The organism is Isoptericola halotolerans (assembly GCF_003003075.1).
In the GTDB taxonomy this organism is placed as follows: Bacteria; Actinomycetota; Actinomycetes; order Actinomycetales; family Cellulomonadaceae; genus Isoptericola; species Isoptericola halotolerans_A.
In genome coordinates this window covers 174,562-190,644 of record NZ_PVTX01000006.1, presented here as the reverse complement: position 1 = coordinate 190,644, position 16,083 = coordinate 174,562, and the positions used below count along the sequence as shown (strand labels likewise).

Below are 16,083 nucleotides of genomic sequence, written 5' to 3'. Positions count from 1 at the left end.
GCACGTGCCTTGCAGGAGGTTCTGTTGACGCTGACGTCGACCCCCACGACCCTGGTGGCGGACGCCCCGACCCTGACGGCGGACGCCTCACCCCTGGCGACGGCGCACAGCCAGCTGACGAGGGTCGTCGCCCACCTGGGCTACGACGAGGGCCTCCACCAGATGCTCGCCACCCCCCGTCGCGAGACGCACGTCGCGGTGCCGCTGCGCCGCGACAGCGGCGAGACCGTGCTGTTCCACGGCTTCCGGGTGCAGCACAACGTCTCCCGAGGTCCTGGCAAGGGCGGGCTGCGTTACCACCCGTCGGTGGACATCGACGAGGTGCGTGCGCTGGCCATGTGGATGACGTGGAAGTGCGGGATCGTGGACCTGCCCTACGGCGGGGCGAAGGGCGGGATCGGCATCGATCCGCGGGAGTACTCCGCCGCCGAGCTCGAGCGGGTGACGCGCCGCTACACCTCCGAGATCATGCCCGTGATCGGCCCGGACACCGACATCATGGCGCCGGACATGGGCACCGACGCCCAGACGATGGCGTGGGTGATGGACACCTACTCCGTGAACCGCGGGTTCACCATCCCGGCCGTGGTGACGGGCAAGCCGCTCGCCGTCGGCGGCTCCCTGGGCCGCGGCACGGCCACGAGCGCCGGCATCGTGCACGTCACGGCCGCCGCGCTGAAGGAGGCCGACGTCCCGCTGAGCGAGGTCTCCGTGGCGATCCAGGGCTTCGGCAAGGTGGGCGGCCACGCCGCGACCATCTTCGCCGACCGTGGCGCGCGCGTCGTGGCGGTCAGCGACCAGTACGGCGGCGTGCGGGCCGCCGACGGCCTCGACGTGCCCCGCCTGCAGCAGCACGTGGAGGCCACCGGGTCGGTCGTGGGGTTCGACGACGCCGACCCGATCACGAACGCCGAGCTCCTGGCCCTGGACGTCGACGTGCTGGTCCCGGCGGCGCTCGAGGGCGTGCTCGACGAGTCCACGGCTCCCGCGGTGCGCGCCCGCTGGGTCGTCGAGGGCGCGAACGGCCCGACCACCGCACGGGGTGACCAGATCCTCGCGGACAACGGGGTCATCGTGGTGCCGGACGTCCTCGCGAACGCGGGCGGCGTCGTGGTCTCCTACTTCGAGTGGGTGCAGGCCAACCAGACCTACTGGTGGTCGGAGCAGGAGATCGCCGAGAAGCTGGCGCGCCGCATGTCGTCGGCGTACGCCGACGTCTCGGCGCTCGCCCGCCGCGACGGGATCTCGCTGCGGGACGCCGCCCTGGTCATCGGCGTGCAGCGCACGGCCGAGGCGCACGAGACGCGGGGGCTGTACCCCTGAGCCGCGACGAGGACGCGCTGGTCGCCCGGCTGCGGGCGGCCGGCTGCGTCTTCGCGGAGGACGAGGCCCGGCTCCTGCTCGAGCACGTCGGCCGCACCACCGGAGCCGCGCCCGCAGCGGCGGCAGCACCGGAGGCGGCACCGGAGGTGGCGGCGGCGGACGAGCTGGCGGTCCTCGTCGCGCGGCGCGTCGCCGGCGAGCCGCTCGAGCACCTGCTGGGCTGGGTGGAGCTCGCCGGGCACCGGTGGTCCGTCGGCCCGGGTGTGTTCGTCCCGCGCCGGCGCACCGAGCTGATGGTCCGCACCGCGCTGCAGGGGACGCCGCGCGCGGCCGACGTCGTGGTCGACCTGTGCTGCGGCTGCGGCGCCGTCGGCGGCGCGGTGGCGCTGGGTCTGCAGGGCGGGCCGGGGCCGCGCACCCGGCCCGGCCGGCCCGTCGAGCTGCACGCGAGCGACGTCGACGCGGCCGCCGTCGCCCACGCCCGGCGCAACCTCGCACCGCTCGGGGGCACCGTGCACCAGGGCGACCTGTTCGACCCGCTCCCCGCCCACCTGCGCGGAGGCGTCGACGTGCTGCTGTGCCACGCCCCGTACGTGCCCACCGCGGCGATCCCCGGGATGCCGCCCGAGGCGCGCGACCACGAGCCGGTCGCCGCGCTCGACGGCGGCACCGACGGGCTCGACGTCCTGCGCCGCGTGGTCGCCGCGGCGCCCGGCTGGCTGCGGCCGGGCGGACGGCTGCTGTTCGAGGTGGGCTCCGACCAGGTGGACGGTGCGCTCGCGCTCGTCGCGGCGGCCGCGCTCGTCGGGCACGTCGTCCGCGACGAGGACGACGACGGACCGGGCGGCACCGTGGTCGTGGCGACGGCGGCTGACGCTAGCGCGGCCGGCGGGCCAGCGTGACGACGATCGGGGCCGCCACGGCTGCGACCGCGGTGATCGTGGCGGCCACCGCGACGACGACGTCCGTCAGCGGGCCCTGCGTACGTGCGACGGCGATCCACGCGAGGCCCCATCCCGCGGCGAGCCCGACGGGGATCGTCACGGTGGGCCGCGAGCGGGCGAAGACGGAGATCGCGACGACCACGAGCGCGCCGGCGACGGCGAGGACGGCGCCCCAGACGCTCTCGCCGAGGCCGAGCTCCCCGACCTCGTCGGCGGCGAGCGTCGCGGCCACGTCGGCGATCGTCGCGATGCTGACCCAGCCCAGGTAGAGCCCGATGGTGACGTCGGTGGCGACGGTGTCGAGCGGCCGCCCCGCCGGGATCCGCACGATCCGGACGAGGATCACGCACAGCACGGCGAGCAGCGCGACGATGACGAGCACGCTGCCCCACAGCCAGCCGGCCTGGACGACGCCGATCCAGACGGCGTTGAGCAGCATCGACCCGAGCACCCACCAGCCGAGCGCGCGCATCCGCGGGTCGGCGGCGCGGCCCGGGAGGAGCTGGACGATCGCGAACAGCAGGAGCCCGGCGTAGATGACCGACCAGATGGAGAAGGCCGGCGAGCCGGGGGCGACGACGGTGGCTTCGGCGGAGAGCGCCCCGCCGGCCGCCTCGGAGACCGGCTGGCCGCCGGCCGCGCCGGATCCGACGGCGGCTGCGGCGATCGCCAGGAGCGACCCGAGCAGCACGACGACCTGACGCACCCGGTCGGCGGCGGTGGGCGGGGCTGAGGACGTGATGGCGGCGTTCTCGGTGCTCATGGCTCCAGCATGGCGAACATCAGCCTGCTGAGCATCTGGGCGGGCCCGCACGACGACCCGACGCCGAGGCGTCAGGCGAGGGGCTGCCGGTCCGCCCAGGCACCCAGCTCCACCCGCGGACCGGTGTAGAACGGCACCTCCTCGCGCACGTGGCGTCGCGCCTCGGTGGCACGCAGGTCCCGCATGAGGTCCACGATCCGGTGCAGCTCGTCCGCCTCGAACGCGAGCAGCCACTCGTAGTCGCTCAGGGCGAAGGTGCTCATCGTGTTCGCCCGCACGTCCTGGTACCCGGCGGCCGCGATGCCGTGGTCGCGCAGCATCGTGCGGCGCTCGTCGTCGGGCAGCAGGTACCACTCGTAGGAGCGGACGAACGGGTACACGCACAGGTAGTCCCGCGGCTGCTCCCCCGCGAGGAACGCCGGCACGTGCCCCTTGTTGAACTCGGCGGCGCGGTGCAGCGCCACGACCGACCACTCGGGCACGAGGTGCGCCCCGAGGCCCGAGGCCCGCAACCGCTGGTAGGCGCCCTGCACGGACTCCACGGTGGGGCCGTGCACCCAGACCATGAGGTCGGCGTCGGCACGCAGTCCCGCCACGTCGTACACCCCGCGCACGACGACGCCGCCGTCGGCCCGCTCGGCGTCACGGTCGTCCCGGGGCCGGCCGTCCCACAGCGCATCCTCGGCCGCGGCGACGAGCTCCTCGCGGACCGCGCCGTCGGCCGGCAGCGGCGCAGCGACGGAGAACACCGAGATCATCGCGTAGCGGACGGTCTCGTTGATGGCCCGCGCGTCGACGGCCTCGCCGGTGTCGCCGTGGATGTGCTGGTCGCTCACGCTGTTCTCCTTCGGTTCGTTCGTCAGGACGGCCGGTCAGCGCGAGACGTCACGCGAGCACAGGGCCGGGACACCGCTCGGTTCGCCGTCGCGCCGCAGGCAGCAGTCGACCTCGCAGACGGAGCGGAAGGCGGGCAGGTCGCCCACGGTGGCCTCCTCGACGTCCTCCCCGCGGGCCAGCGCGGCGCGCTCGAGGAGGAGGTCGACCAGGCCGGCCACGAACGGCTCGCGGGTGCCGACCGTCCCCGCGCGCACGGCGTTCATGCCCAGCTCGGTCGCGGTGGCCATCGCCTCGGTGTCGAGGTCGTAGGCGACCTCCATGTGGTCGGAGACGAACCCGATGGGGGACATCACGACGTCGCGCAGGCCCTCGGCGGCACGCTCGGTCAGCAGGTCGTTGACGTCGGGCTCCAGCCACGGCTGGGTGGGCGGACCGGAGCGTGAGCAGTAGGCCAGCTCCCACTCGACGGCGTGGCCCCGCTGCTCCGCGACGCGCCCGGCGATCACGCCGGCGACGTCGAGGTGCTGCTGGGCGTACGTGGCGCCGGAGATCCGGGACGCCGCCTCCATCGTGTCGGGGATGGAGTGCGTGACGAACACGAGCTTCGCCTCGGCCGGGGCGCCGCCCTGGGCCTCCAGCGCGGCATAGGCGTCCAGCACCGCGTCCACGTTCGCCTGCACGAACCCGGGGTGGTTGAAGTAGGAGCGGATCTTGTCGAACTGCACGCCCGTAGAGCCGGTGTGGTCGAGCTGGCCGCGCCGCTCCAGCGTGACGGCGAGGTCCTCTCGGTACTGCCGGCATCCGGAGTACGACGAGTACGCCGAGGTCACGAGCGCGACGGCGCGCTCGGCCCCGAGCCGCTCGAGCTCGTCGACCGCGTCCGCGGTGTACGGCTCCCAGTTGCGGTTGCCCCACACGACGGGGATCTCGATGCCGCGGCGGGCGAGCTCGGCCTCGAGCGCCGCCTTCAGCGCGAGGTTCTGCTCGTTGATGGGGCTCTTGCCGCCGAACCCGTAGTAGTGCTCGCCGACCTCCTCGAGCCGCGCGTCGGGGATCCCCTTGCCGGCCGTCACGTTGCGGAGGAACGGGACGACGTCCTCCGGCTTGTTCGGGCCACCGAAGGAGTACAGCAGCAGGGCGTCGTAGGGGCCGGGATCGGCCGACCGGGGGGTCATCGGCATGACCCTCATCCTCGCACCGGTCGGGCCCGGCGGTGACCCCGGGCACGGACGAACGGACGTGACATTGAACGCACACGGCGTCATCTTCCTGGCCGGCGGTCGCCCGGGGCGCTGGTTCCCGCCGCGCGGCATCGCCATCGGGCCGCAGGTCACGGCCGCGGGTAGGCTCGTGAGCCCGGCCGGACCGTAGCGGAGGAGGCGTCGTGGCCAGCACCCGCACCGCGACCTCCTCCGGCCCCGACCGCACCGCTCCGGCGCGGGTCCCCACCGCTGTGGCGCACGTCCGCACGACGGCGCAGGCGGACGAGCTCGCCGCCCGCCTCCACCACCCCGACCGGAGCTGGCCGGTCGTGGTCGTGTCCACCCCCCGGGACCGCGGCAGCCCCTACGTCGACCCCGCCCGGGTGCTGGACGAGCTGCACGGCCTCGCCGAGGTCGTCGTCATCCACACCGGTGAACCCTCCTGGGCCTTCTCCCACGGCATGCCCCAGGGCACCCAGGTGTACGGCGGGGCGTCACGGGTCTACCCGGTGGGCGTGGAGTGGGTCCACGACCTGTCACGCTCGCCGCTGTGGTTCGCCTACGACGACGCCGAGGGAACCCGGGTCCACGACCGGCTCGTCCAGGACGCCCTCACGGCGGCGGCCGACGCGGGCCTCACCGGCACCCCCACCGCGGCCGCACGGCCGGCGACGACGACGGCCACCGTGCTCGGCGTGGTCGGCACCCGTGCGCTGGTGCAGACCCCCGACGGCACCACCGCGCAGGTCGCCCAGGAGCTGACGCTGCCGATCGTCCCCGTCGACCGGCTCCTGGCGCCGGGCATGCGGGTCCGGGGCACGCTCGACGCCGGCTCGCGGCGCCTCGACGTGCGCGCCATGCTGCCGGACTCCGCCGCACAGCTCGCCCGCGTCCACGACAGCTACCCCGACGGCGCCGTCGTCCCGGCACAGGTGCACCAGGTCACGGCCGACACCGTGCTGCTGGCCCTCACGCCCGCGGTGACGGTGCGGGTCGCCCGCGACCAGGCCACCCGGGGCGACGACGACCTGCGCGACCTCTTCTCCGTCGGCGAGGCCGTCGCCGCGCGGATGCTCCCCGGGCACCCCGTCCCCGGGCCCGGGGGCGGCACGTGGCGGCCCGACCTGCGGCTCGACGACGTGGACGATGCCGACGCCACCCTGGCGGCCCTCAGCCTGCTCGACGGCGGTCCACCCTGGCTCCCCGCCCCCTCCCCCGTCGACGACGACGAGACGTCCGGTGCCTCCGCCGGGACGCCGCCCGAGGCCACGCGGGCTCCGGGGCCGCCGCCCGCTCCCTGGCCGGTCCCCGGCCCCGGGCGTCGGCCCGCCGTCCCGCCGCCCGGTGCCCGACCGGGGCCGGACGGCCGTACCGAGGCCGGCACGCCGTCGTCGGAAGCCGCCGATCCCCCGACGGGAAGCACCGCCGCGGCACCCGGACCGCCCAAGAAGGCCCTGGTGAACCAGCTCGAGCTGTCCGTCCACGAGCACCGTTCCCGGGCGGACCGTGCCGAACGGGACGCCTCCGAGCTGCGCGCCACCGTCCACGCTCTCGAGCTGGAGGTGATCGGGCTGCGCGACCTCGCGCGGGAGCAGCGCGACCGCCTCGACCGGCTGCACGACGACGTCGAGCGGTACAAGGCCAAGATCCGCAGCGCCCGCAAGGACCGGGCGCGCACCCCGGCGCCCGGCACCGTGCGGCGGCTGTTCACCGACCCCGAGGCCCAGCTGCGGTTCGACGTCCTGCGCGTCTGGGCCGAGATCATCGGCGCGGACGAGAAGGACCGGTACCCCCTGCCACCCTTCACCGTCGGGCCGCGGTTCTGCGACTCGCTCGCCGACGTCGGGCGCGGGCTGGAGGACCGGGTCCACCGCGCCGTCGTCCTCGTCCTCACCGGGCGAGCGCCCGACGTGCCGGGGTTCGAGCTGCACCGGCTCCGGCGCGGCGACGGCGGCGGCAGCCCCTACCTGGTGCGCGAGACCGACGGCGCCCAGGCGATGCGCCTCTCCCTCCAGGCGAGCGCGCCGCAGGCCCGGCGCCTGCACTACTGGGTGCTGCCGGGCGGCGACGTCGAGCTGTCCCGCGTCGTCCTGCACGACGACTCCGCGCCCTGACCGGGGGCCCGCCCGCCCCTTACCGCGCGAGCGTGAGGCTCGTGACCGACGCCGCGACCTCGCTGAGCCGCGCGGCCGTCCGTGACATCAGGTCGTCGAGGCCGATCGGCCCGGGGGCGATCGAGAACGCCGCGGCGATCCCCGCCGCACGGGCCTGCTCGGCCGGGAGCAGCACCTGGCCGGCCACCACCACGACCGGGGGTCGGGCCGCGGACGCCGCGGCGAGGCGCGCGACGCCGTCGGCCACCTTGCCCCGCACCGACTGGGAGTCGAACGACCCCTCCCCGGTGATCACCAGCGCGGCGTCCTCGAGCGCCGCCGGCAGACCGACGGCCTCGGCGACGAGCGACGCCCCCGGCTCGAGCTCCGCGCCGAGCAGCGCCACGAGCGCCGCGGGGACACCTCCGGCGGCACCGGCTCCCGGCAGCTCGTGGACGCGGACGCCGGTCTCGCGCTCGAGGAGGTCCGCCCACCGGGCCAGCGCCGCGTCGAGGAAGGCCACGTCGCCCGGGCCGGCGCCCTTCTGCGGGGCGAACACGGCGGCCGACCCCAGCTCACCGACGAGCGGGTTGGTCACGTCGACCGCCAGGCGCCAGCGCACCGCACGGGCGCGAGGGTGCAGGCCCGACAGGTCGAGGGAGGCCACCTGCGCCAGGCCCTCGCCGCCGTCGGGGACGGGGTCGCCGTCCGCGTCGAGCAGCCGGGCACCCAGGCCGGCCAGGACGCCCGCGCCGCCGTCCGTCGAGGCGGAGCCTCCCAGGCAGACCAGCACCTCCTCGACGCCGGCGTCGAGCACGGCCGCCGCGAGCTCGCCGGTGCCGCGCGTGCCGGCGTGCAGCGGCTGGAGCGGGACGTCGCCGACGGCCGGCAGGCCACTCGCCTCGGCCAGCTCGACGACGCCGGTGCGGCCGTCGGGCGAGACCGCGCACCGTGCGGTCCGCGGGCGGCCCACGGCATCGACCGTCTCGACGTGCCGGACGGGGGTCGACCACGTGGTGAGCAGGGCGTCGAGGGTGCCTTCCCCGCCGTCGGCCATGGCCAGGCTCGTCACCCGGGCCCCGGGACAGGCGGCGAGGACGCCGGCTCGCAGCGCCGCGGCGACGTCGGTGGCGCCGAGGCTGCCCTTGAAGGAGTCGGGCACGACCACGACGTGGGGCGCGTCGGGCGTGTCGGTGCGGGTCACGGCGTGCTGGGCGGCGGGCTCGGCAGTCGTCGGCGAGGTCACGGGGCGAGGATAACCGGCGCGATCAATCCTGCGGTGTCCAGTCCGCGATGCCGACCTGTGCGCCGCGCAGCTTGTCGAGCAGGCGCGTCAGCTCCGCCTGCTCCTCGATGTCCAGGGCGCCGCCGACGTACTGCTCCATCGCCCGGACGTGCCGCCGTCCGACGGCTCGCTGCACCCGGCGTCCGGTCTCGGTCAGCGCGACGAGGGTGCCGCGGGCGTCGTCGTCCGGGACGGAGCGCAGCACCAGCTCACGGTCCTCGAGCCGTTCGACGAGCCGGGAGAGCGACGACTGCGCCATGAGGACGCTCTCGTTGAGGTCGCGCAGCCGCATCGTGCAGCTCGCCGCCCGGGACAGGGTGAACAGCACGTCGTACTCGCGCATGGACACCTCGCTCCACACGGAGTCGGCCTGGAACCGGCGCATGAGGGTGACCTGGGTGCGGAACAGCGCCTCCCAGGTCCGCGCGGCGTCACGTGCCGAGCCGGACAAGGTGGTGTCGGGTGTCGTCATGGGTTCTCCTGTCCCGGCGTCGTCGCCGCGAGCGTCTGGCCGTCGTGGCCTATCGTCCCAGCCGGCGCTCGCGCCGGGAGAAGTCGCGCAGCGCCCGCAGGAAGTCCACGCGCCGGAAGTCCGGCCAGTAGGCCTCGACGAACGACAGCTCGGAGTGGGCGCTCTGCCACATGAGGAAGCCGCCCACCCGGAGCTCGCCGGAGGTCCGGATCACCAGCTCGGGGTCCGGCTGACCCTTGGTGTACAGGTGGGCCGCGATGTCCTCGACGTCCAGGCGCTCGGCCAGCTCGGCCAGCGTGGTCCCGTTGGCCTCCTCGGCGCGCAGGTAGGACCGCACCGCGTCGGCGATCTCGTGGCGACCCCCGTAGCCGACGGCGACGTTGACGTGCAGACCGACGACGTCGGCCGTCTCGGTCGCGGCGGCGCGCAGGGCGCTCGCGAGGCGCTCCGGCAGCAGGTCGAGCCGTCCCATCACGCGCAGGCGCCAGCGTCCCGAGCCGGCGAGGTCACGGACGGCGTCCTCGATGATGTCGAGCAGGTTGGCGAGCTCGCCCTTCGGGCGCGCGAGGTTGTCCGTGGAGAGCATCCAGAGGGTCACGACCTCGATGCCCAGCTCCTCCGCCCAGCCGAGGAACTCGGTGATCTTGTCGGCGCCACGCCGGTGCCCCGTGGCCGCCGTCTCGCCGAAGGACTTCGCCCAGCGCCGGTTGCCGTCGAGGATGACCCCGACATGGCGTGGCATCTGCTCGCGGTCCAGGGACCCGGCGAGCCGACGCTCGTACAGGCTGTACAGCGGGTGGGGCAGGCGCACGCTGGTCCTTCGCGGGGTGGGGGGCGGACGAATCGGGACAACGGTACCGCTCCGGGCCGTCCGCACGGGACGTCCGGCGGGCCGGGCGAGCAGGCCCCGCGATCCCGTCGCACGATCTTCACAGGACCCCGGCGAGCGGGGTGTCGGACGACGCCTACGCTGGCGTAACCTACGGAACCGTAGGTTGATCGGTCGAACAGCAGCAAGGAGACATCCAGTGGCAGGAGGAGCCGAGCGTCGTGGTCGGGTCGACGCCCCGGAGCACGGCGAGACGATCGCCGCCGCGAAGGGCGTGGCACAGGACGCGAAGGACGCCGTGCGGCGTCTCAAGCCCAGGCTGCGCGGGTGGATCCACGCGGCCACGACCCCCCTCGCGCTGGCTGCGAGCATCGTCCTCGTCGTGCTGGCCGAACCGGTCGCCGGGAAGGTCGCCGCGGCGGTCTTCGGGCTCAGCGCCTTCATGCTCTTCGCCACCAGCGCCGTCTACCACACCGGCACCTGGTCGCCGCGCGTCGAGGCGGCCCTGCGTCGCCTGGACCACGCGAACATCTTCATCATCATCGCCGGCACCTACACACCGCTGGCCGTCATGCTGCTGGACCCGCGCTCCGCGACGATCCTGCTCACCGTCGTGTGGATCGGCGCCGCCGCCGGCGTGCTCACCCGGCTGCTGTGGATGGGTGCGCCACGGTGGCTCTACGTGCCCATCTACCTGGCCCTCGGGTGGGTGGCCGTCGGCTACCTGGGCCAGTTCGGTGCCACCGGCGGCCCCGCGGTGGTCTGGCTCGTGGCCGGAGGTGGGCTCGCCTACACCCTCGGCGCCGTCGTGTACGGCACCAAGTTCCCCGACCCCTCGCCCCGCTGGTTCGGCTTCCACGAGATCTTCCACGCGCTGACCGTGGTCGGGTTCACCTGCCACACCGTGGCGATCTACCTCGCCGCCGTGTGACGCCGGGCGTCCCCCCGGCCGCCGCCGTCCGCCGCCCGCCGGCCGCCGAACGTCGAGGTTCGGACCGGTTTGGCGCCGCATTCCGGGCCGAACCTCGACGTTCGGCGAGGATCAGCGGGGCACGACGGCGTAGCGCCGGTTCTCCAGCGACGGGTTCGCCCGGCGCACCGCAGCGAGCTCCGCGGGGTCCAGGTCCACCGTGCGGTACTGCGGGCGCTCGTCCAGCTCCAGGCCGACGACGCCGTCCGGCCCCACGAGCACGGACCTGCCCGTCACGCCCTTGCCGGCCATGCCGACACCGATCGCCACGACGGTGTTCTCGATCGCCCGCGCCGCGAGCAGCGTGCGCCAGTGCTCCGCCTTGAGGGGGCCCGCGACCCAGGCGGCGGGGACCACCAGGACGTCCGCCCCGGCGTCGACCACCCGGCGCGCCGACTCGGGGAACCGCAGGTCGTAGCAGGTGATCACGCCGAAGGTCAGCTCGCCCACCCGGAGCGTCAACGGCTCGGCGTCGGCCGGCCCCGGCTCGAGGCGGTCCGACTCGCGCGTGCCGAACGCGTCGTAGAGGTGGACCTTGCGGTAGACGCCCGCGAGCGCCCCCGAGGCGTCCACGGCGACGACGGCGTTCACCCCGCGACGCTCCCCGCCGGCCGGTCCCGGCTCGGCACCCGGGAGCGTCGTGCCGGCGAGCACCGCCGTCCCGTGCTCCGCGGCGAGCGCGCGCAGCATGGACACGAACGGCCCGTCCAGCGGCTCGGCGTGCTCGATGCCGACGCCGTGCCGGTGGTACCCCGAGGCGTACTCGGGCAGGACGAGCAGGTCTGCCTGCACCGCGGCCGCGGCGGAGAACGCGTCCCCGACCATGTACCGGTTCGCCTCGTGGTCGTCCGACACCTCGACCTGGGCGACGGTGACGCGCGTCATGCCGGGTGCCGACCCGGCCCGTCCGGGGCGCCGCCGTCCGGCGACGCGTCCGACGGCGAGACCGGCGTGCCGGCCGCGTCGGGCGAGCTCGCCGACGTGCCGCGGTCGTCGCCCGCGGCCCGGAACCCGATCGAGCGTCGCTCCGGCACCTCGATGCCGTGCGCCCGGGCGTAGGCGTTCGCCTTGCGCATGTGGCGGCTCAGGGAGAAGAACAGCAGCACGGCGGCGACGGCGACGGCGAACGTCGCGAGGAACCCCGTCAGCCCCGGGGTGACCTCCCAGCTCTCCAGCGGCGGGGTGGTCGGGCTGGGTGACGGGCCGACGTCGGCGAGCAGGCCGGCGAGCAGCGCGGCGGACATCAGGACTCCTCCCGGACGCCGGCGAACAGGTCGTCCTCCGGTGTCTCCACGGGCACCCGGGAGTCGGCGAGCTCGAACTCCTCGGTGGGCCACACGTCGACCTCGAGGTCGCGCGGCACCGCGAAGAAGAAGCCGTCGGGATCGATCTGCGAGGCGTGCGCGACCAGCGCCGCGTCCCGCTGGGCGAAGTGGTCGGAGACGTCGATCCGGGTGGTGACCTCCCGCTCGGGGATCTCCCGGGCGGTGCGCGACTCGATCCAGTCGCCGAACGGCGACTCCAGGCCGGCGCCCGTCATGGCCTCGTGCGCCGCGCGGATGCGCTCCATCGAGAAGCCGTGGTTGTAGTAGAGCTTGCGCGGCGCCCACGGCTCCGCACCGCCGTCCACGGCGTAGCGGCCGGCGTCGCCCGCCGCGTGGTAGGCCTCGAACGCGACCTCGTGGCAGCGGATGTGGTCCGGGTGCGGGTACCCACCGGTCGGGTCGTACGTCGTCATGACGTGCGGGCGGAACTGGCGGACGAGCTCGACGAGCGGCGCGGCGGCCTCCTCCAGCGGGACCAGCGCGAAGCAGCCCTCCGGCAGCGGGGGCAGAGGGTCGCCCTCCGGGAGGCCCGAGTCGACGAACCCCAGCCACTGCTGGCGCACGCCGAGCGCTGCCGCGGCCGCGGCCATCTCGAGGCGTCGCACGGCGCGCTTGTCCTCGATCGTGTCGAACGAGAGCCCCTCGGGGGGCACGAAGGACGGGTTGAGCACGTCGCCGCGCTCCCCGCCGGTGCAGGTGACGACGAGGACCTCGACACCCTCGGCCGCGTACTTCGCCGTCGTCGCGGCGCCCTTGCTCGCCTCGTCGTCCGGGTGCGCGTGCACCGCCATGAGCCGCAGTGGTTCGCCGGTCAAGGGTCCTCCTGGGATGGGTTCGGGACGTCCGCCTCGTGGAGGACAATGGTGTCATGACCTCCGAGCAGTCCCCCACCGTCCCGCCCGGCCGCTACGGAGACTCGCCGACCACCCCGGCGACGGCGCGCCGAGGTCCGGGACGCGGCGCCAAGGTCGCCATCGGCGTGGCCCTGGCCGCCGCCGTCGGCGCCACGGCCTGGTTCTCGTTCGCGCGGACCGCCGCGGACCCGGTGACCGCCGAGATGGTGGGGTTCGAGGTCGTCGACGCCGAGCACCTGGACGTCACCTTCCAGGTGCACATGCCTCCCGGCACGACGGCGGTCTGCACCGTCGACGCCCTGTCCACCAGCTACGCGCAGGTGGGCACGCTCGAGGTTCCGGTGGGCCCCGTGCAGGACCGGACCTCGGCCTACACGGTGACCGTCGGCACCTCCGAGGAGGCGACCGCCGCCGACGTCACGGCCTGCGCCCCCACCGGCGGCTGAGCGCGCCATACGGTGCACGTCCGCGCCCGCGTCGGCTATCCTGAGGGATTCACACGCAGTCCTGCGCCGTCCGGCGCGCGTGCCGACGCCCGCCGGGCGCACCGGCGCGCGTCACCCGGGGCAGGCGACGAGCACCACGAAAGGAGAGCCCTCGTGACCGAGAACGTCACCTGGCTCACCCAGGAGGCTCACGACCGGTTGCAGTCGGAGCTGGAGCGCCTTTCCGGACCGGCCCGCACCGAGATCGCCGAGCGCATCGCTGCCGCACGCGACGAGGGCGACCTCAAGGAGAACGGCGGCTACCACGCGGCCCGCGAGGAGCAGGGGAAGAACGAGGCCCGCATCCGCGAGCTGACCGAGAAGCTGCGTCACGTGCAGGTCGGGAAGCCCGCCGACGACGGCACGGTGGAGGCCGGCATGGTCGTCGTCGCCGAGGTGGCGGGCGACGAGATGACGTTCCTCATGGGCTCCCGCGAGATCGCCGGGACCACCGACCTCGACGTCTACTCCCCGACGTCGCCGCTGGGCGCGGCCATCGACGGCAAGAAGGTGGGCGAGTCCACCAGCTACACCGCGCCGAACGGGCGCGAGATCCCGGTGGAGATCCGCTCCGCCAAGCCGTTCTCCGGCTGACCTGCACGATGCCGGGGCGTCCATCGTCGGACGCCCCGGCATCGTGCGGCTGTGGTCAATGTCGCACCCTGAAATCATCTGGGCGGGGTGGGATTATCCCTCGATCGTGTCTATGGTTGTTCGCGGTATGACAATCTCTGACGGCACATCGACCACACCGACCAACCCGGCGACCGCGGACGCGGCAGCCGGGGACGGCGCCACGCCGTTGACGATCCGCCCGCCCACCGTCGACGACGGTGGCGCCATGTGGCGGGTGGCCCGGGACTCCGGCTCGCTGGACCTGAACTCGTCGTACAGCTATCTGCTGCTGGCGGACCACTTCTCCGCCACGTGCCGGATCGCCCTGCTGGGTGACGACGTCGTCGGCTTCGTCACCGGGTACCGCCTGCCGGCCGACCCGAGCCGCTACTTCCTGTGGCAGGTCGCGGTCGACGAACGCGCCCGCGGTCGTCGGCTCGCCGGGCGGCTCATCGACGCCGTCATCGACGAGCAGCCGGAGATCACCTCCCTCGTGACCACGGTCACCGAGGACAACGCCGCCTCCCGCCGCGTCTTCCGGCGCTGGTCCGAGGACCGCGACGCCACGCTCACCGAGGTGTCCGGCTTCGAGGCGCACCACTTCCCCGACGGCCACGAGGCAGAACCGCTGCTCGTGATCGAGGGTTTCCGCAACTGACACGACACCGGGTTGCGCCGGTCCCGCGCGCAGGTGACGACGCAGCCCCCGTTCCACTCGAAGCACCCGCGCGCACCACCTCAGAGGAGTGTCCTCCGTGACGACCCTGACCCCCCAGTCCGACGCGTCGACCGGCGATGACCCGACGGGCTTCACCGCCCTCGAGTCCGAGGTCCGCAGCTACTCCCGCGCCTGGCCCGTGGTGTTCGACCGTGCGGTCGGCGCCACCGTGTACGCCGAGGACGGCACCGAGTACCTCGACTTCTTCGCGGGAGCAGGCTCGCTCAACTACGGGCACAACAACCCGATCCTGAAGAAGGTCCTCCTGGACTTCCTCGCGGACGACCGCATGGTGCACACGCTCGACATGTTCACCACGGCGCGTCGCGAGTTCCTGCAGACCTTCCGCACCACCATCCTCGAGCCCCGCGGCCTCGACCACAAGGTCGTCTTCCCCGGCCCCGGCGGCGCGAACTCCGTCGAGGCGGCGCTCAAGCTCGCCCGCAAGGTGACGGGCCGCGAGTCCGTCATCAACTTCACCAACGCGTTCCACGGCATGACGCTCGGCGCCCTGTCGGTGACCGGCAACTCGATGAAGCGCGGCGGCGCCGGCATCCCGCTGGTGCACGCCACCCCGATGCCGTACGACGACTACTTCAACGGTGACGTCGACGACTTCCAGTACTTCCAGCGGATGCTCGAGGACGGCGGGTCCGGCCTCAACGAGCCCGCCGCCGTCATCGTCGAGACGGTCCAGGGCGAGGGCGGCATCAACGCCGCGCGCGCCGAGTGGCTCCGTGGCCTCGCCGAGCTGTGCAAGGCCCACGGCATCCTGCTGATCCTCGACGACATCCAGATGGGCTGCGGCCGCACCGGCGGGTTCTTCTCCTTCGAGGAGGCCGGCATCGTCCCGGACATCATCTGCCTGTCGAAGTCGATCTCCGGCTACGGCATGCCCATGGCCCTCACCCTCGTGCGTCCCGAGCTGGACGTGTGGGAGCCGGGCGAGCACAACGGCACGTTCCGCGGGTTCGCCCCGGCGTTCGCCACGGCCTCCGAGGCGATCCGGACCTACTGGTCCGACGACACCCTCGAGAAGGAGATCAAGGCCAAGGGCCTGATCGTCGAGAGCCACTTCAACTCGGTCGTCTCGCGCCACCCCGACCACGAGCTGATGGCCAAGGGCCGCGGCCTGGCCCGCGGCCTCCAGCTGCCCGACGGCGAGCTGGCCGGCCGGGTGACGCAGTACGCGTTCGAGCACGGTCTGCTGGTCGAGACCTCGGGTCCCGACGGCGAGGTCGTCAAGCTGCTGCCGCCGCTGACCATCACCGAGGACGAGCTGCGTCGCGGCCTGGCCATCCTGGACGAGGCGTTCGACACCGTCCTGGGCTCCTGATCACGCCGCTCGACCGACCCGACCTTCACGCC

Annotated in this window: 18 protein-coding genes; 9 read left to right on the top strand and 9 right to left on the bottom strand. The window is 74.1% G+C overall.

The features are described 5' to 3' along the window. Positions 1-30: 30 nt before the first annotated feature. Positions 31-1,323, top strand: a complete 1,293-nt coding sequence (locus tag BCL65_RS10385) for a Glu/Leu/Phe/Val family dehydrogenase (protein WP_243401004.1) — start codon at positions 31-33, stop codon at positions 1,321-1,323. Beyond that, positions 1,320-2,225: a putative protein N(5)-glutamine methyltransferase gene (locus BCL65_RS10380; protein ID WP_106267853.1), complete on the top strand. Its 906-nt coding sequence runs from the start codon at positions 1,320-1,322 to the stop codon at positions 2,223-2,225. The genes BCL65_RS10385 and BCL65_RS10380 overlap by 4 nt, the downstream gene beginning before the upstream one ends. Here the strand turns inward: BCL65_RS10380 and BCL65_RS10375 are convergent. The 3 genes from BCL65_RS10375 to BCL65_RS10365 form a co-directional block, all read right to left on the bottom strand. Then, positions 2,200-3,030: a tryptophan-rich sensory protein gene (locus BCL65_RS10375; protein WP_106267717.1), complete on the bottom strand. Its 831-nt coding sequence runs from the start codon at positions 3,028-3,030 to the stop codon at positions 2,200-2,202. The two genes, BCL65_RS10380 and BCL65_RS10375, sit on opposite strands and share 26 nt — an antisense overlap. 71 nt (positions 3,031-3,101) lie before the next feature. Continuing rightward, positions 3,102-3,866, bottom strand: a complete 765-nt coding sequence (gene hemQ / locus BCL65_RS10370) for a hydrogen peroxide-dependent heme synthase (RefSeq protein WP_106267715.1) — start codon at positions 3,864-3,866, stop codon at positions 3,102-3,104. Positions 3,867-3,902: 36 nt separating this feature from the next. Continuing rightward, complete coding sequence (locus BCL65_RS10365) at positions 3,903-5,048, bottom strand: ferrochelatase (protein ID WP_106267713.1); 1,146 nt, start codon at positions 5,046-5,048, stop codon at positions 3,903-3,905. 58 nt (positions 5,049-5,106) lie between these two features. Between BCL65_RS10365 and BCL65_RS18320 the strand changes: the two genes are divergently transcribed. Both BCL65_RS18320 and BCL65_RS10360 read left to right on the top strand, forming a co-directional pair. Continuing rightward, positions 5,107-5,238, top strand: a complete 132-nt coding sequence (locus BCL65_RS18320) for a hypothetical protein (protein WP_258176955.1) — start codon at positions 5,107-5,109, stop codon at positions 5,236-5,238. A gap of 13 nt (positions 5,239-5,251) precedes the next feature. Then, positions 5,252-7,183: a hypothetical protein gene (locus tag BCL65_RS10360; RefSeq protein WP_106267711.1), complete on the top strand. Its 1,932-nt coding sequence runs from the start codon at positions 5,252-5,254 to the stop codon at positions 7,181-7,183. Between the two features lie 19 nt (positions 7,184-7,202). Here BCL65_RS10360 and BCL65_RS10355 read toward each other — a convergent pair whose 3' ends face one another. Genes BCL65_RS10355 through BCL65_RS10345 form a run of 3 tightly spaced genes read right to left on the bottom strand, consistent with a single transcriptional unit; the run spans position 7,203 to position 9,730 of the window. Beyond that, positions 7,203-8,408 carry a glycerate kinase gene (locus tag BCL65_RS10355; protein WP_243400991.1) on the bottom strand — a complete coding sequence of 402 codons (1,206 nt, stop codon included), beginning with the start codon at positions 8,406-8,408 and terminating at the stop codon, positions 7,203-7,205. A gap of 22 nt (positions 8,409-8,430) precedes the next feature. Further along, the gene (locus tag BCL65_RS10350) at positions 8,431-8,919 is read right to left on the bottom strand and encodes a MarR family winged helix-turn-helix transcriptional regulator (protein ID WP_106267709.1); all 489 of its coding nucleotides are present in this window, start codon (positions 8,917-8,919) and stop codon (positions 8,431-8,433) included. A 49-nt stretch (positions 8,920-8,968) separates the two neighbouring features. Beyond that, positions 8,969-9,730, bottom strand: coding sequence for an isoprenyl transferase (locus BCL65_RS10345; protein ID WP_106267707.1), 762 nt, complete (start codon positions 9,728-9,730; stop codon positions 8,969-8,971). Between the two features lie 217 nt (positions 9,731-9,947). On the opposite strand from BCL65_RS10345, the gene trhA reads away from it, so the two are divergent. Continuing rightward, positions 9,948-10,679: a PAQR family membrane homeostasis protein TrhA gene (gene trhA / locus BCL65_RS10340; protein ID WP_207767701.1), complete on the top strand. Its 732-nt coding sequence runs from the start codon at positions 9,948-9,950 to the stop codon at positions 10,677-10,679. Positions 10,680-10,790: 111 nt separating this feature from the next. Here trhA and BCL65_RS10335 read toward each other — a convergent pair whose 3' ends face one another. From BCL65_RS10335 to mca, 3 genes are read right to left on the bottom strand one after another with little or no spacing between them, the layout of a single operon-like run. Then, complete coding sequence (locus tag BCL65_RS10335; RefSeq protein ID WP_106267705.1) at positions 10,791-11,603, bottom strand: carbon-nitrogen hydrolase family protein; 813 nt, start codon at positions 11,601-11,603, stop codon at positions 10,791-10,793. After that, positions 11,600-11,962, bottom strand: a complete 363-nt coding sequence (locus BCL65_RS10330; RefSeq protein WP_106267703.1) for a hypothetical protein — start codon at positions 11,960-11,962, stop codon at positions 11,600-11,602. Before BCL65_RS10330 ends, BCL65_RS10335 begins: the two co-directional genes overlap by 4 nt. Then, complete coding sequence (gene mca / locus BCL65_RS10325) at positions 11,962-12,834, bottom strand: mycothiol conjugate amidase Mca (RefSeq protein ID WP_106267701.1); 873 nt, start codon at positions 12,832-12,834, stop codon at positions 11,962-11,964. The genes BCL65_RS10330 and mca overlap by 1 nt, the downstream gene beginning before the upstream one ends. A gap of 77 nt (positions 12,835-12,911) precedes the next feature. Here mca and BCL65_RS10320 point away from each other — a divergent pair, with 77 nt between their 5' ends. The 4 genes from BCL65_RS10320 to ectB all read left to right on the top strand — a co-directional run bounded on the left by BCL65_RS10320 (position 12,912) and on the right by ectB (position 16,051). Then, on the top strand, positions 12,912-13,343 hold the full coding sequence (locus BCL65_RS10320) for a DUF4307 domain-containing protein (RefSeq protein WP_106267699.1): 432 nt from the start codon (positions 12,912-12,914) through the stop codon (positions 13,341-13,343). A gap of 153 nt (positions 13,344-13,496) precedes the next feature. Then, positions 13,497-13,976 carry a transcription elongation factor GreA gene (gene greA, locus BCL65_RS10315; protein WP_106267697.1) on the top strand — a complete coding sequence of 160 codons (480 nt, stop codon included), beginning with the start codon at positions 13,497-13,499 and terminating at the stop codon, positions 13,974-13,976. Positions 13,977-14,103: 127 nt separating this feature from the next. Continuing rightward, entirely contained in the window at positions 14,104-14,655 is a 552-nt protein-coding gene (ectA, locus tag BCL65_RS10310; protein ID WP_106267695.1) for a diaminobutyrate acetyltransferase, read from the top strand. A 97-nt stretch (positions 14,656-14,752) separates the two neighbouring features. After that, the gene (gene ectB / locus BCL65_RS10305) at positions 14,753-16,051 is read left to right on the top strand and encodes a diaminobutyrate--2-oxoglutarate transaminase (RefSeq protein ID WP_374956679.1); all 1,299 of its coding nucleotides are present in this window, start codon (positions 14,753-14,755) and stop codon (positions 16,049-16,051) included. Positions 16,052-16,083: the final 32 nt, after the last annotated feature.